The sequence below is a fragment of the Nocardia asiatica NBRC 100129 genome (genome assembly GCF_000308415.1).
In the GTDB taxonomy this organism is placed as follows: domain Bacteria; phylum Actinomycetota; class Actinomycetes; order Mycobacteriales; family Mycobacteriaceae; genus Nocardia; species Nocardia asiatica.
This window is the reverse complement of the sequence record NZ_BAFS01000277.1, coordinates 33,808-48,189: the sequence shown is the minus strand read 5'-3', so window position 1 is coordinate 48,189 and position 14,382 is coordinate 33,808. Positions and strand designations below refer to the sequence as shown.

Below are 14,382 nucleotides of genomic sequence, written 5' to 3'. Positions count from 1 at the left end.
TTTGCGCGGGAAGCGCAGCTGCGTGTAGTCCCAGTAGGTGTAGACGCCGGGCCCCGGTGCGAACGGACGCATGACGTCGGCGTAACCGGCGTCGACGACGGCCTGGAAGGCATCGCGCTCCGGCTGCGAAGTGTGCGTCTTGTCGGCGAAGTACTCCACGGACCACACATCGTCGTCGGTGGGCGCGATGTTCCAGTCGCCCACCAGCGCGATCTTCGCCCGCGGGTCCTCGGCCAGCCAGCGGGCGCCGTTGTCCCGCAGCGCGGCAAGCCATTCCAGCTTGTAGGCGTAGTGCGGATCGCCCAGCGTGCGGCCGTTGGGCACGTACAGGCTCCACACGCGCACGCCACCGCAGGTGGCCCCGAGCGCGCGGGACTCGACCACCGGCGTGCTGATCAGCGACTCGCCCGCGTCCTTGTCGAACCCGGGCTGGCCGAGGAAGGCGAACTCGACGTCGGCGAGGCCGACCCGGGAAGCGATCGCCACGCCGTTCCACTGGTTGATGCCCAGGTGGGCCACCTCGTAGCCGAGTTCGTCGAAGCGCTCGAACGGGAACTGGTCGTCCCGGCACTTGGTCTCCTGCAGGGCGAGCACGTCGATGTCCTGGCGGTCGAGCCAGTCCGCGACACGGTCGAGCCGGGAGCGGATCGAGTTGACGTTCCAGGTGGCGAGACGCACTGCGGCCTTCCTTCGCACTGTTGACAGGTCTGTTCTACCGCAGGCCGCCGGGCCCGGCGAGCGGTTCCGGCGCGGCGTAGCGGTAGGCGTGGTGTTCGACGAAACCCAGGTCGCGGTACATCGCGACGGCCGGCTCGTTGGCGGCCTCCACCTGGAGATAGGCATGTGTCGCGCCGCGGTCGTTGCCCCAGCGCACCAGCTCGGCGCAGACCAGCGAACCGAGACCGTGCCTGCGGTGCGCGGCGGCGACGGCCACGCAGGTGAGGCCGACCCAGCGGCGTCCGTCCGGGGCGGTGGTGAGCGCAGCGCGGCCGATCGCGATGGGCCGCGGCAGGCCGAGCGAGGCGAAGCCGAGTTCGCCGTCGATGACCGCGGTCAGCACCTCGGGGTCCGGCGCGGGAGCCGAATACGCCCGCGCGGCCGGATCTTCACCGCCGTAGCGGTGCAGCTCCAGCCAATCGGCGTCCGGGGCGGGCGCGATCCGCACCATCGAAGGCCCCTGAGGCAGTACGAAGTTGTCGATATCGATGGCCAGAACGAGCGTCTCCCGCCAGCTGTGCCAGCCGGGAGGCGCCGGGGCCAGCCGGTCGGGCAGCGCGAGCCGCAACGGCAGGCCGTGCGCGGTGTACCACTCGCCGATGCGGTGCAGCGTGTCCGCGGACGCGACGGCTGGGCTCGCGGAACTGCCCAGCGGCACAGCGGAATTCGCTCGACCGGTGTACCCGTGGCCGGCCCGCGCCAGCCAGCCGTCGATCCAGGTGTGCTCGACACCGGGCCAGGCGTAGGCGGCCGCCGCCTCCAGCGCGCGGATCTCCTTCGTGCGGATCGGGCGGGGACCGATGGCCTTCAGCGCGATCACGCGGTCCGGCGCGACCGAGACGATCTCGCCGCCCGCGCCGCGCACGGTCGGCGGGTCCAGCGACACGAGCTCGCCGATCACGTCGGTCAGCGGTTGGGGATAACCCGCGGGAAGTTGATAGCGCAGCACCACGCGGCGGCCGAGCGGGATATCGGGCAGGCCGGCGGCGGGGTCAGTCGTCATGCCCGAACGGGTCCGGGTCGGTGCCGGGCAGCCAGCTCAGACCCGGTGTGCCCCAGCCGTTGCGCTTGATCGCCTTCTTGGCCGCCCGTGCGTTGCGGCCGATCAGGACGTCCACGTAGAGATAGCCGTCCAGGTGCCCGACCTCGTGCTGGAGCATGCGGGCGAAGAAGCCCTTGCCCTCCACCTCGACCGGCTCGCCGTGCTCGTCGGTGCCGGTCACCTTGGCCCATTCGGCGCGGCCGGTGGGGAACTGCTCGCCGGGCACCGACAGGCAGCCCTCCTCGTCGTCGTCCGGGTCGGGCATGGTCTCCGGGATCTCCGAGGTCTCCAGCACCGGATTGATCACCGCGCCGCGGCGCCGGGTGGCGGTGCCGTCCGGGCCGAGGTCCGGGCAGTCGTAGACGAACAGGCGCAGCCCGACGCCCACCTGGTTGGCCGCGAGTCCGACGCCGTGCGCCGCGTCGAGCGTGTCGTACATGTCCGCGATGAGCGGAGCCAATTCCTCCGGCGATCGGTCGACCCGCGCGGTCGGGTTGTGCAGAACCGGGTCGCCGACGATCACGATCGGGAGGATTGCCATGGGCCAATTATTGCCGTGGGGGCCGCGTCACAGCGCCTCGGGTGTCCGCGCCGCCGGGAAGACTACCGGCGGGTAGGGAACACGCCGCGCCGCGGACCGGCGATTTCCCGCGAGCGTGGTTGAATATCCCGCGACGTACAAGCACCATTTTCGTCTGGTGGTCACTCGGCGAGGGAGCGAGATGGACGGCGCAGCGGCACGGAATCTTTCCGCGACCCAGGACGGCCCTGCCGCGAGCGAAGACGGCACGGCTGCAGCCGCCGCGGCCGAGCAGGCCGGCGGCGACGGACTGAGCCGCCGCGAGCTCGACATCCTGGCCTTCGAGCGGCAGTGGTGGAAGTACGCGGGGGCGAAGGAGGAGGCGATTCGCGAGCTGTTCGCCATGTCGCCGACCCGGTACTACCAGGTGCTGAACGCGGTGGTCGACCGGCCGGAGGCGCTCGCCGCCGATCCGATGCTGGTGAAGCGGCTGCGCAGGCTGCGAGCGAGCAGGCAGAAGGCGCGGTCGGCGCGGCGCCTGGGATTCCAGGTCTGACCCGGCGATGCCGACCCGGACCCGCCCGGTGCGACTAGGCTCGCGAGGGTGAGCTACCCGAATCCCACCTCCGGTGGGCCACCGTTGCGTGCCCTGGCGATGGTGCTGATCGCGTTGGCCATCGTCTTCGCGGGCCTCGGCGCGATGTCGCTGTCGAATTCCGACGCCGATACCGACGCCTCGGGAACCAGCGAAACGCCGACCTCGAGCGCGTCCGCCGTGCCGCAGGTCCCGGCGAGCACGACCGTGCCGAAGGCGCCGACCTCGGCCGCGGCCTCGTCCACCGCGGCGGCGACCGGCACGCCGACCACCACCGCCGCGGCGACCACCACCACCACCGCGGCCCGTGCGGTGCCGGTGCGCGTGCTCAACAACAGCATGGTGGCCGGGCTCGCCGCCAAGACGGCCGACCAGCTCTCGGCGAGTGGCTGGACGATCGCGGAAACCGGCAACTACCCGGGCGCGAATATCGCGAAAACCACGGTCTTCTACGGCAATTCACCCGGTGAGAAGGAGGCGGCGCAGGCCATCGCCGACGAACTCGGCGCGTCGGTCGCGCCGAAATCGAGCGGGATCGGGGACTCCGGGCCGGGTGTAACGGTGATCGTCACGGGTAATTGACCCGTGACCGCCGCGCACACGCGGCCCGGCGGAGGCCGGATGAGGGCGCGCCGCCCTGTCGAGGGCGTGACATGGCGGGCGTGGCATCATCTTGTCCGGTAACGAACGTGTCCACCCAGCTTTACTCGTAAACTCGGTACTCGTAAAGGAGTTCCCCGATGGCCCCGTCCACTACTCGACGCCCGTCCTGGCGGACTGTGACCCCGGTGCTCGCGGTCGCGGTCTTCGGCCTCGCCGCCTGCTCGAACAGCCAGGAGTCGAGTGACGTCCAGGGAACGACGCCGCCGGTGTGGACCGGGGCCTCCGCCCCGGCCGGGCTGCCGAGCACCGAGCACGGCACGCCGCACACCGCCTCCGGGGCGAGCGTGCAGCTCAAAGACCCCTCGGGCGCCTCGGTCGGCACCGCGAGCTTCGTCGAGGAGGGCAACCACCTGCAGGTCACCGTGGAGGCGCACGGCCTGCGTCCCGGTTTCCACGGCATGCACGTGCACCAGGTCGGCAAGTGCGAGGCGAATTCGGTCGCGCCGACCGGCGGCCCGGCGGGCGATTTCCTGTCCGCGGGCGGTCATCTACAGGTCGGCAGCGCCAACGCGCACCCGGCCAGCGGTGACCTGACCTCGCTGGAGGTGCGCTCCGATGGCGCCGCCAAGCTGGTCACCACCACCGATTCGGTCACGCTGGACGAGGTGAAGGGCAAGGCCCTGATCATCCACGCCGACGCCGACAACTTCGGCAACATCCCCAACCGTTACGTCCGCGCCGATGGCGTCGCGGGCCCCGACGAATCGACCCTAGCGACGGGCGACGCGGGTGGCCGTGTCGCCTGTGGCGTGATCCAGTAACGCGGGTGGCATATGGCCGGGGCAGGAATCGAACACGTTCCCTTCGAGGGTTCGCCCCGGCCCACCATCGGGGTCGAATGGGAGATCGCGCTGGTGGACAAAGTGACCCGCGATCTGTCGAATACCGCTGCGGCGGTGTTCGATTCGCTCGGTGACCTGCATGCCCACGACGGCACGCCACAGGTGACCAAGGAGCTGCTGCGCAACACTGTGGAACTCGTCACCGGCGTGCACGATACCGTGGGCGCGGCGGTGGAGGACCTGACCGGCACCATGAACACGGTGCGGCGCGCGGCCGACCCGCTCGGGGTCGACCTGTTCTGCGCGGGCACCCATCCGTTCGCGCAGTGGTCGGCCCAGCAGCTGACCCGGTCGGAGCACTACGACGAGCTGATCGAGCGCACCCAGTGGTGGGGCCGCCAGATGATGATCTGGGGCGTGCACGTGCACGTCGGAGTCTCCCACCGCGACAAGGTGTTCCCGATCCTCAACTCGTTGCTGCTGTCGTATCCGCATCTGCTCGCGCTGTCCGCGGCTTCGCCGATGTGGTCCGGGTCGGACACCGGTTACGCCAGCAACCGGACGCTGATGTTCCAGCAGTTGCCGACCGCGGGCCTGCCGTTCCAGTTCGAGAACTGGACGCAGTTCGAGCATTTCGTGCACGACCAGATCAAGACCGGGGTGTTCACCCAGCTCGGCGGCATGCACTGGGATATCCGCCCGGCGCCCAAGTGGGGCACCATCGAGGTGCGGGTGTGCGACGGCATCTCCACACGCGCCGAACTCGCCGCGATGGCCGCGCTCATCCACTGCCTGATCGTCGACCTGGATCGCCGCGTCGAGAACGGGGAGGACCTGCCGACGCTGCCGCCTTGGCATGTGCAGGAGAACAAGTGGCGGGCCGCGCGTTACGGGCTGGACGCGATCATCATCACCGACGCCGACAGCAACGAGCGCTTGGTCACCGACGACCTGAACGATCTGTTGAACCGGCTGGAGCCGACGGCGGCGCGGCTGGGCTGCGCGGACGAACTCGCGCTGGTGGCCGAGATCCCCAAGCGGGGCGCCTCTTATCAGCGGCAGCGCCGGGTGGCCGCGGCAGCACAGGGCGACCTGGTCGCGGTGGTGGACGCGCTGGTCGAGGAGCTGAAACAGTAGCGTCCGCCCGCGGGTAGGTCGGCTGCTGTTCAGCTGGCCAGGGGGACGGCGTTCACCCCCCGTTTACTATGGTCGGATGCTGGTCGAAGACCCGGGTTTCAGAGCAGGAAGTGCGGCGCCGAGCCGCCACGTGCCACAGACCCGGGTTCGGGTCGTCGCGGCGGTGGCCGCGGTGCCGGTTCTGCTGATCGTGCTCCAAAGCATCGCCGCCTGGCGGGGATTCGAAGGCCCGCTGGAAAGCTTGGCGCGGGATTACGTCGGCACACCCAAATCCATGTCGGTGCCCTGGGCCGGGCTGGTGCTCGCGCTGGTGGGCATTTCGGCCCGGCGGCGGGTGATCGCGGTCGGCGCCGCGGTGACGATCGACGTGGTGTGGGCGGGCGCTCGCCTGCTGGCGGGGGAACCGTTCGCGGTCGGCAACGGCCCGGTGCTCGTGCTGACCGGCCTCGCGCTGGTGGCTTGGCTGCGCTGGTCCGGCGTCGAACGGCGCGACGCGCTGCGCGCGGCCGCGCTCGGCGCGTTGCTCATCTTGGCCACCAAGGTCGGCGACGTGTGGCTGCACGTCACCGTGATCGGCAAGCCCACAGTGCTGGACGAGTACGTGATGCTGGCCGACCACGCGCTGGGTGACCCGTCGTGGGTGCTCGGCCGGGCGGTCGACGCGCTCGGGCCGGTGGTCTACGCGGTGCTGCACTGGGTCTACATCGAGCTGCCTGTGGCGGCCATCGTCGTGGCTGTGTGGCAGCTGCGCCGAGTGGCGTCGTCGGGCCGGTGGCCGTCGCATTATCTGGTGCGGACCTTCCTGGTGCTCGGGCTGATCGGCCCCCTGGTGTATGTGCTGTTTCCGGTGGTCGGGCCGATGTTCGCCTACGGCCCGGACGGCAACGGGCTGCAACTGGGGAACTATTGGCCTGCCGTGGTGCCGCCGATCGACCGGAATCCGATGCCGCTGCCGTTCGACGCGGCGGTTCCGCGCAATTGCATGCCCTCCATGCACACGGCGTGGGCGCTGTCGGTGTTCCTGCACACCCGCCGCGGCATCGACGGCGAGGCCGCTCCGAGCTGGCTGCGCTGGGGCGGCACGTTCTGGCTGCTGGCCACCCTGGCCGCCACCCTCGGTTTCGGTTACCACTACGGCGTCGACCTGGTCGCGGGCGCGGTGCTGTGCCTCACCGTCGAGTCGGCGCTGCGCGAGCCGGAGCGCGGCTGGGGATGGTTCCGGGTGCGGCTGGTCGCCGCCGGTGCGGCCGTGCTGGCCGCGCTGCTGCTGTCCTACCGGTACCTCGCCGTGCCGATGGCCGAATACCCGGTGCTCGCGGGCACCGTCGTGCTCGGGTTGCTGGCCGGACTGGCGGCGGCGTTCCACGCGACGTGGTTCGCGACCGTGCGGCAGGAGCGGGAGGCCGAACGGGAAGTCGAGCCGGCCACGCCCTGAGGCCGGGCGGGCTAGTCGACGTCGTCGTCGCGCAGTTCGTTGACGCGCAGCAGACCGTCGCGGTGGCGCTGCTCACGGTAGGCCGTGCGGCCGATGATGTGCGCGATCACCGGGGCGGTGAGCAGCGTGAACAGCCCGACCAGCACCAGCGCCCAGACGTTGCCGTGGCCGCGCAACTGGATCGCGGCGCCCATGAGCACCAGGATCAACCCGACCACCTGCGGTTTGGTGGCGGCGTGCATCCGGGTCAGCGTGTCGGGGAAGCGCACGATCCCGATCGCGGCGGTCAGCGCGAGCGTCGAGCCGAACAGGATCAGGGCGCCGGCGAGCACCTGCCAGAGGTTCATTTGTTATCCCGCACCCGGAATCGGGACACCGCGGCGGAGCCCAGGAAGCCGACCAGCGCCAGCGCGACGATCGCGGGCAGCACGGTGGTGTCGGCGCTGTAGGCCGCCCACACGGCCAGTCCGGAGGCGGCGATGGCCATCAGCGAGTCGACGGCGACGACCCGGTCCAGCGTGCTCGGCCCGACCACGACGCGGTAGGTGGTGAGCAGGGCGGCCGCGGTCAGGATGACGGCGGCCAGGATGGCGACGACGGTCACGCGGGCGCCTCCGGCGGCGTGGTCGGCCGGGAGAAAGGCCATCCGGTCGGGCGTTCGAACGCTTCGATCAGCAGGCGTTCCAGCCGCCGGGTGGTCCGGTAGAAGGCGGCGACGGCCGCGTCGCTGCCCACGTCCAGAACGTGCACGTAGACGACGTAGCGCCCCCGGTCGATCTCCAGCACCATGGTGCCGGGAATCAGGTTGAGCAGGTCGGTCCACAGCACCAGCACCAGATCCGATCGGGTGGCCGAGTACACCCGCAGCACTCCGGACACCGGCGTCGCGGCGGGGCGGATCGCGAACCAGGCGACCTGGAGACTGGACTCCAGCGCGTAATAGGCGCTCACCACGAGCAGTTCGACCAGCGGAAGCGGGTTCAGCCGACCGGTCACCGGCACCCGCGGCAGGGGCAGCGCCACCATGATCAGCGCGCCGACCAGCAGCCCGCCCAGTACGTTCGCGAGGCTCAGATCGCCCCACAGGGCCAGCCAGACGACGGTCAGCCAGATCAGGATGCCGACCCGGACCACCGTGTCGCGCCGCCATCCCCGGCCGGTCTGCTCGGCGGTCATCGCGGACCTCCCGGGCGCTCGGGTGCGCCGCCGAGCACCGCGCCGATGTACACGCCGGGATCGCGCAGGTCGATCGCCGCCCGGTCGGCGATCGCGAGGATCGGACCGGCCAGCACCGACAGGCACAGGCCGACCGCGACGAGCGTCGCGGTGGACAGCACCATCAGCGGCGGCATCCGGCCGGGATCGGCGCGCTCGTCGTAGTGCACGTCGGTCGTTTCCTCGATCAGCGTCGGCGGCTTCGCCGCGGTGAGATGTCCCTCGGGCGCGTCTTCGCGCGGCCGCCAGAACGCTTTGCTCCACACCCGGGCGACCGTGTAGAGGGTGAGCAGGCTGGTGAGCACCGCGCCGCCCACCAAGACCCAGGCCAGCGCAGTGCCCTGCTCGGCGCCCGCCTGCAGGAGCGCCACCTTGCCGACGAACCCCGAGAACGGCGGAATGCCACCGAGATTGAGCGCGGGGACCAAGAACAGCACGGCCAGCAGCGGGCTGGCCGCGGCGAGCCCGCCCAACCGGCGCAGCGAGGTCGATCCGGCTTGCCGCTCGATCAGTCCGGCCACCAGGAACAGCGCGGTCTGCACCAAGATGTGGTGCGCCACGTAGAACACCGCGCCCGCCAGCCCGCCCGCGTTGGCCAACCCCACCCCGAACACCATGTATCCGATGTGACTGACCAGCGTGAACGACAGCAGACGGCGGATATCGCTCTGCGCGATCGCGCCGAGGATGCCCACGAGCATGGTGAGCAGACCGCCCACCAGCAGCACCGAGTCGAAGCCGCCGTCGGGAAACAGCAGCGAGTGCGTCCGGATGATCGCGTAGACGCCCACTTTGGTGAGCAGACCCGCGAACACGGCGGTGACCGGGGCCGGGGCGGTCGGATAGGAGTCGGGCAGCCAGTTCGACAGCGGGAAGACGGCGGCTTTGATGCCGAAGGCCACCAGCAGCACCGCGAAGACGGCCGTGCGGGTGCCCTCCGGCACGGCGCCGAACCGCACCGCGAGCTGGGCGAGATTCAACGTCCCGGTAGCCGCGTAGGTCAGCCCGATACCGGTGAGGAAGATCAGCGACGAGACCGTCGAGACCATCACGTATGCCACGCCCGCGCGGATGCGTTCGGTGGTCGCGCCCACGGTGAGCAGCACGAACGACGCCGCGAGCAGGATCTCGAAGCCTACGAAGAGGTTGAACAGGTCACCGGCCAGGAAGGCGGCCGAGACGCCCGCGGTCAGCACGAGATAGGTGGGGCGGTAGATGGAGGTCGGCTGCCGCTCGTCACCGTCGCGGATGTTCTGGCCCGCGCCGTAGAGCGCGACCGACAGCAGCACGATCGACGAGACGAGCAGCATCGCCGCCGAGAGCCGGTCCACCACCAGCGTGATGCCGATCGGGGCCGCCCAGTTGCCGACCTGCAACGCGGTGGTGCCGTCCCGGTCGACCAGGACCAGCAGCAGCGCGCAGATCACCACGACGCAGGCCAGCGCGCCGACGCTGATCGCGCTCTGGACGCGGGGCCTGCGGCCGAACACGAGCGTGCCCGCCGCGCCGAGCAGCGGAACGAGCACCGGCAGCGGCATGAGGACCGGCAGCAGGCCGGGAGCGGGGTTCACGTCTCCGGGTCCTCTCCGGCCCGCCGCCGCGCGACCTCCGCGTCCTCCTCGTCGTTGGCGACGTCGTCGCTGGTGGTGAGCATGTAGGCGCGGTAAGCGAGCGCGAGCACGAACGCCGCGATGCCCATGGTGATCACGATCGCGGTGAGCACCATCGCCTGGGCGAGCGGATCGGCCATCTCCTCGGTCTCGGCGGCGCCCCGGATGGGCGGTTCGCCGTCGCCGCCGCCCGCGGTGAGGATCAGCAGGTTCACCGCGTTGCCGAACAGGATCAGCCCGAGCAGCATCTTCGACACCGCGCGTTCCAGGATCAGATAGACCCCGCACGCCACCAGGATGCCGATCACCACCAGCAAGGTCAGATTGGCCGTCATGCGCCCGGACCGCCGTTCCCCGCCGGGGTCCGCGCGTCGGCCAGCTCGCTGTCCAGCCGTGCGCCGAGGCTGCGCAGCACGTCCAGCACCAGGCCGACCACGATGAGATAGACGCCGAGATCGAACAGCAGCGCGGTGACCACCTTGACGTGCCCGACCACCGGCAGCGAGACCTCGATGATCGCCGAGGACAGCGGGGGCGCGCCGAGCAGCAGCGACGACACCGCGGTGCCCGCCGCCAGCAGCAGGCCCGCCCCGAGCACATGGCCCGCGTCGACGGGCAGCGCCTCGCCCAGTTCGTAACGGCCGCCGGCGAGATACCGCAGGGTCAGCGCGAGCCCGGCGGTGAGCCCGCCCGCGAATCCGCCGCCGGGAGCGTTGTGGCCGGAGAAGAAGAAATAGACCGACAGCACCATGATGGTGGGGAACACCAGGCGCGTGGTGAGCTGCAGGACCATCGACCGCTCGGCCCGGTCCACCAGCCGGCCCGCGGGCAGCCAGCTCACCAGCGCCGGATCGTAGTCGGGTGAGTCCGCCGCCCGCGGCGCGCTGCCGAAACGCCTGCTGCGGAACACCAACGAGGCCACGCCGGTCGCCGCGACGACGAGTACCGAGATCTCGCCCAGGGTGTCCCATGCCCGCAGGTCGACGAGCAGGACGTTGACGGCGTTCTTGCCGCCGCCGAACTCGTAGGCGGCGTCGGGGATCAGCGGCCAGATCGGTTCGGCGGTACGGGCCGCGACGGCGAATCCGGCCAGGACCGAGACCACCGTTCCCGTCGCCACGGCCAGCAGCGCCCTGCGCACTTTGAACGCGGTCCTGCGGCGCGCCTCGATCCGCGCGGGGAAAGCGCGCAGGACGAGGACGAAGATCACCAGCGTCAGCGTCTCGACCAGGAATTGGGTGAGGGCGAGATCGGGCGCACCGTGCAGCGCGAAGATCACACCGCTGCCGTAACCGGTCACTCCGACGACCAGCACGCTGGCCAATCGGTTGCGCAGCACCGTCGCGGCGAGCGCGGTCACCGCCATGATCGCGCCGATGGCCAATTGCAGGGGCGAATCCCACAGGCGCAGGGTGACTCCGGTGCGGGCGCCGAGGGCGAGCAGGACCGTCGGCAGGATGATCAGCGTGACCAGGATCGCGGCCTGACTCAGCGGCAGCGATCCCCGCTGCACGGCGCCGGTCATCCGCAGGGAGAGGGTGTCCATCGCGCGCAGCGTGGCGTCGTAGGCGCGGTCGGCGTTGCCCAGGCGCGGCCGCGCCGATTCCGGGAAGCGGTCGCGCAGCCGGTACAGCAGGACGCCCACGGCGACGATCAGCAGCGTCGCGGCCAGGGCAGGGGTGAATCCGTGCCACAGCGCGAGGTGCGCAACCGGCGGACCGGTGAGCGTTTCGGCATAGGGGCGCAATCGAGCGTCGAGCCAGGACGGCGCCAGACCGGCCACCAGGCTCGCGACGGCGAGAAGCGCCGGCGCCGCCAGGAAAAGGGCGCCTGGCGGGTGCCAGCGGAGGTGACCGCCGGATTCCGGCTGGTCCGCGGCGACGGGTATCTCGCTCGGGTGGTGGGCGAGCGGAGTGGCGCCGGGACCGGGCTGCGCTCGGACGCCCTTGTCGGCGAAGGCGCCCTGGACGAACCGGATGCTGTAGGCGACCGTCAGCATCGAACCGAGCACGACGCCGGCCAGCACCACGCCACGCACGGGCGCGGTGAGCACGTCCGCGTCCAGGACGGCGCTCAGCGCGCTCTCCTTGCCGACGAAGCCGAGCAGCGGCGGGAGACCGGCCATGCTGAGCGCGGCGAGGATCGCGGTGCCGTACAGCACCGGAGCCCGGCGGCCGAGACCGGACAGCCTGCGCAGATCGCGGGTCCCCGCACCGTGATCGATGATCCCGACCACCAGGAACAGGCACGCTTTGAACAGCGCGTGCGCGACGATCATCGTCACGCCCGCCAAGGCGGCGGCGGGTGTGCCGATGCCGACCAGCACGATCAGGAACCCCAGCTGGCTCACGGTGCCGAAGGCCAGCACCAGTTTCAGGTCCACCACCTGGAGTGCGCGCAGTCCGGCCAGCAGCATCGAGGCCAGGCCGAGGGTGAGCACCAGCGGGTGCCACACCGGGTTGTGCGCGAACACCGGCGCGAGCCGGGCGATCAGGTACACGCCGGCCTTCACCATGGCCGCGGCGTGCAGGTAGGCGCTCACCGGCGTCGGCGCGGCCATCGCGCCGGGCAGCCAGAAATGCAGTGGCACCACCGCGGATTTGGTCAGCGCGCCCACCAGCAGCAGCGCGACCGCGACGTCGACCGCGACCCCGCTGGGCGGCTGGGCCGCCAGCAGATCCGACAGCAGATAGCTGCCGTTCGCCGTGCCCAGCACGACGATCCCGGCCAGCATCGCCAATCCGCCCGCGCCGGTCACCAGCAGCGCCTGGATCGCCGACCTCCGGCTGGCCGCCTGCTCGGCGTTGTGCCCGATCAGCAGGAACGACAGCACCGTCGTCGCTTCCCAGAACACGTAGAGCAGCACCATGTTGTCGCTGGTGACCAGGCCGAACATAGCGCCGGCGAACGCGACCAGCTCGGCGGCGAAAACGCCGAGCCGCGGCTCGTCTTCCTCGAAGTATCCGGCGCAGTACACCAGCACCAGCGCTCCGATGCCGAGCACGAGCGCGCACAGCACGGCCGCGAGCGGGTCGAAACGCAGGTCGATGTTCAGCGCGATGCTCGGCGCCCAGGTCAGATGAACTCGCCGCGGCTCGGACCAATTCGCGATCACCCAGCCGAGACAGCCGAGCGGCACCAGCGCCAGCAGGTAGAAAGCGTTGCGCCCCAGTGCCCGCACCCACAGCGGTGCCGTCAACGCGGCCGCGGCATGGGCGAGCAGGATTACGAGCAAACCTCACTCCGTCGGGTAGGGGCGGCGGGGTGTTCGGGACAATCCTACGTAAGGCCCGTATTTTTCGCGGAATAGGTATGGCGGCCGTCATGCCTACGGGCCGGGAGCTATATATCCGCTAATGATTCGCTTTCGGTTTGCCCCTTTGCTGGACGCTTGCTGCGCGGCCGGAATTTGCGCAGTACGACCAGTCCGACGGCGCTGCCGACGACAATGGCGAGCGCGGTGCGGCCCGGCGTCGTGTCGTGTACCGCCACGTCCTCGCGCCAGTCCTTGAACTTGTCCGGCATCACCGAGACCGCGGAGGGCAGGTAGAGCGCGGTGATCGCGAGGACGCCGCTGGGCGCGTAGTGCGGTCGCGCCGTGCCGCAGCAGTAGCCGGCGGTCAACGCGATGACGCCGCTGATCAGCGCGAAGGCGACCGTGCCCGCGGAGGTCGAGGTGACGATGGCGAAGACCGCGATGCCCGCCAGCAGCAGGATGGCGAGGGCGGCCGAGGGCATGCGGGCGCCGATGGCGAGCCCGGCCGCGGTCAAGGCGATCAGCACCGCGGAGGTCCAGCCGGGCCGGACCGCGTAACCCACGGCGTCGACGGCCGCGGTGAGGCTCACGGCCAGGTAGACGCCGGTGCCGTCGCGGCCGGGCAGCAGCATGGCCGCGGCGGTCGCGCTGACGATCGTCGCGGCGACGACGATCCCGACCTCGACCGCGTGACTCTCGGCGGGCAGCTTGCTGTACTGACGGCCCAGCCACTCGGTGCCGGCCAGGACCACCAGCGCGAGCACCATCGCGGCGAGGATCGGCGCCACCGGCAGCGCGATCGCCATCCCCGGCGTCTTCGGCTCCGCTGTGCGCTTCCAGTTGTGCAACGTGCTGATCACCAGCAGGGCCAGCGCCGCTCCGAGCATCCACCGCGTCGGGGTCTCCAGCACCGCGTACGCGTCGGCGTTGAGGTTCAGCAGTTCCGCCAGGTCGCCGAAGCCGAAGAACCCGACTCCGCCCACCGCGAACGCCGCGCCGGGCAGCGGGCGGCGCAGCACGACGGCCCCCAGCCCGCCGAGCAGTACGGCGGCACACACCGAGTCGATGTAGTTCTGCGTGGTGAGCACCTCGGCCGTCGACACCTGACGTCCGGCGAAGTGGTTGATCAGTTGCACGGCGGCGGCGGCGGTCGCTGTCGCCCACCCGGTCAGCGGCCGCGTGGTGGTGGTGACCAGCACGGCGACCGCCACGGCGACGATCATCCCCAGCGCCGCGCTGCGCGGCACGCTGTTGAGCAGGCCCGCGATCCGGTACGACGTGGACTGGCCGTCCGCTCCGACGGTGACCGGCAGGAACAGCGTGACGCCCGCGACCGCGGCTCCGGTGAAGGCCGTGGTCGCGTCGACGATCTCGCCGACCCTGACCCTGCGCACGATTGTCGAACATACC

Annotated in this window: 15 protein-coding genes; 5 read left to right on the top strand and 10 right to left on the bottom strand. The window is 70.8% G+C overall.

The window, feature by feature from the left end; translation table 11 throughout:
* The 3 genes from ON27_RS26770 to ON27_RS26760 form a co-directional block, all read right to left on the bottom strand.
* Positions 1–678 (bottom strand): exodeoxyribonuclease III (locus ON27_RS26770; protein ID WP_043733745.1); only part of this gene is annotated, 678 nt, incomplete at its 3' end.
* Positions 679–712: 34 nt separating this feature from the next.
* The gene (locus ON27_RS26765) at positions 713–1,720 is read right to left on the bottom strand and encodes an N-acetylglutamate synthase, CG3035 family (protein ID WP_043733741.1); all 1,008 of its coding nucleotides are present in this window, start codon (positions 1,718–1,720) and stop codon (positions 713–715) included.
* Positions 1,710–2,300, bottom strand: coding sequence for a peptide deformylase (locus ON27_RS26760; RefSeq protein WP_043733739.1), 591 nt, complete (start codon positions 2,298–2,300; stop codon positions 1,710–1,712). Before ON27_RS26760 ends, ON27_RS26765 begins: the two co-directional genes overlap by 11 nt.
* 181 nt (positions 2,301–2,481) lie before the next feature.
* On the opposite strand from ON27_RS26760, the gene napA reads away from it, so the two are divergent.
* The 5 genes from napA to ON27_RS26735 all read left to right on the top strand — a co-directional run bounded on the left by napA (position 2,482) and on the right by ON27_RS26735 (position 6,891).
* A complete protein-coding gene (napA, locus tag ON27_RS26755; RefSeq protein WP_043733737.1) occupies positions 2,482–2,835 on the top strand; it encodes a nucleoid-associated protein NapA in 354 nt (117 codons plus the stop codon).
* A 48-nt stretch (positions 2,836–2,883) separates the two neighbouring features.
* Positions 2,884–3,456: a LytR C-terminal domain-containing protein gene (locus tag ON27_RS26750; protein ID WP_043733734.1), complete on the top strand. Its 573-nt coding sequence runs from the start codon at positions 2,884–2,886 to the stop codon at positions 3,454–3,456.
* A 158-nt stretch (positions 3,457–3,614) separates the two neighbouring features.
* Entirely contained in the window at positions 3,615–4,298 is a 684-nt protein-coding gene (gene sodC, locus ON27_RS26745; protein WP_043733732.1) for a superoxide dismutase[Cu-Zn], read from the top strand.
* A 12-nt stretch (positions 4,299–4,310) separates the two neighbouring features.
* Positions 4,311–5,456 carry a glutamate--cysteine ligase gene (locus ON27_RS26740; protein WP_043733729.1) on the top strand — a complete coding sequence of 382 codons (1,146 nt, stop codon included), beginning with the start codon at positions 4,311–4,313 and terminating at the stop codon, positions 5,454–5,456.
* Between the two features lie 76 nt (positions 5,457–5,532).
* The gene (locus ON27_RS26735) at positions 5,533–6,891 is read left to right on the top strand and encodes a phosphatase PAP2 family protein (protein ID WP_051047021.1); all 1,359 of its coding nucleotides are present in this window, start codon (positions 5,533–5,535) and stop codon (positions 6,889–6,891) included.
* 11 nt (positions 6,892–6,902) lie between these two features.
* Here the strand turns inward: ON27_RS26735 and mnhG are convergent, their stop codons facing one another.
* The 7 genes from mnhG to ON27_RS26700 all read right to left on the bottom strand — a co-directional run bounded on the left by mnhG (position 6,903) and on the right by ON27_RS26700 (position 14,366).
* Complete coding sequence (mnhG, locus tag ON27_RS26730; RefSeq protein ID WP_043733725.1) at positions 6,903–7,238, bottom strand: monovalent cation/H(+) antiporter subunit G; 336 nt, start codon at positions 7,236–7,238, stop codon at positions 6,903–6,905.
* The gene (locus ON27_RS26725) at positions 7,235–7,495 is read right to left on the bottom strand and encodes a monovalent cation/H+ antiporter complex subunit F (RefSeq protein WP_043733772.1); all 261 of its coding nucleotides are present in this window, start codon (positions 7,493–7,495) and stop codon (positions 7,235–7,237) included. Before ON27_RS26725 ends, mnhG begins: the two co-directional genes overlap by 4 nt.
* Positions 7,492–8,067 carry a Na+/H+ antiporter subunit E gene (locus ON27_RS26720; protein ID WP_043733722.1) on the bottom strand — a complete coding sequence of 192 codons (576 nt, stop codon included), beginning with the start codon at positions 8,065–8,067 and terminating at the stop codon, positions 7,492–7,494. The genes ON27_RS26725 and ON27_RS26720 overlap by 4 nt, the downstream gene beginning before the upstream one ends.
* Positions 8,064–9,677: a Na+/H+ antiporter subunit D gene (locus ON27_RS26715; RefSeq protein WP_174377882.1), complete on the bottom strand. Its 1,614-nt coding sequence runs from the start codon at positions 9,675–9,677 to the stop codon at positions 8,064–8,066. The genes ON27_RS26720 and ON27_RS26715 overlap by 4 nt, the downstream gene beginning before the upstream one ends.
* Positions 9,674–10,051, bottom strand: coding sequence for a Na(+)/H(+) antiporter subunit C (locus ON27_RS26710; RefSeq protein ID WP_043733720.1), 378 nt, complete (start codon positions 10,049–10,051; stop codon positions 9,674–9,676). Before ON27_RS26710 ends, ON27_RS26715 begins: the two co-directional genes overlap by 4 nt.
* On the bottom strand, positions 10,048–12,951 hold the full coding sequence (locus tag ON27_RS26705) for a Na+/H+ antiporter subunit A (protein WP_043733717.1): 2,904 nt from the start codon (positions 12,949–12,951) through the stop codon (positions 10,048–10,050). Before ON27_RS26705 ends, ON27_RS26710 begins: the two co-directional genes overlap by 4 nt.
* Positions 12,952–13,058: 107 nt before the next feature.
* Positions 13,059–14,366: a hypothetical protein gene (locus ON27_RS26700; protein WP_043733715.1), complete on the bottom strand. Its 1,308-nt coding sequence runs from the start codon at positions 14,364–14,366 to the stop codon at positions 13,059–13,061.
* Positions 14,367–14,382: the final 16 nt, after the last annotated feature.

What these genes read in the sequence shown, in the direction of transcription:
- ON27_RS26720 (WP_043733722.1), bottom strand. Translation starts at nt 8,067, where the DNA reads ATGACCGCCGAGCAGACCGGCCGGGGATGGCGGCGCGACACGGTGGTC.
- sodC (WP_043733732.1), top strand. Translation starts at nt 3,615, where the DNA reads ATGGCCCCGTCCACTACTCGACGCCCGTCCTGGCGGACTGTGACCCCG.
- ON27_RS26740 (WP_043733729.1), top strand. Translation starts at nt 4,311, where the DNA reads ATGGCCGGGGCAGGAATCGAACACGTTCCCTTCGAGGGTTCGCCCCGG.
- ON27_RS26710 (WP_043733720.1), bottom strand. Translation starts at nt 10,051, where the DNA reads ATGACGGCCAATCTGACCTTGCTGGTGGTGATCGGCATCCTGGTGGCG.
- ON27_RS26760 (WP_043733739.1), bottom strand. Translation starts at nt 2,300, where the DNA reads ATGGCAATCCTCCCGATCGTGATCGTCGGCGACCCGGTTCTGCACAAC.
- ON27_RS26735 (WP_051047021.1), top strand. Translation starts at nt 5,533, where the DNA reads ATGCTGGTCGAAGACCCGGGTTTCAGAGCAGGAAGTGCGGCGCCGAGC.
- napA (WP_043733737.1), top strand. Translation starts at nt 2,482, where the DNA reads ATGGACGGCGCAGCGGCACGGAATCTTTCCGCGACCCAGGACGGCCCT.
- ON27_RS26765 (WP_043733741.1), bottom strand. Translation starts at nt 1,720, where the DNA reads ATGACGACTGACCCCGCCGCCGGCCTGCCCGATATCCCGCTCGGCCGC.
- mnhG (WP_043733725.1), bottom strand. Translation starts at nt 7,238, where the DNA reads ATGAACCTCTGGCAGGTGCTCGCCGGCGCCCTGATCCTGTTCGGCTCG.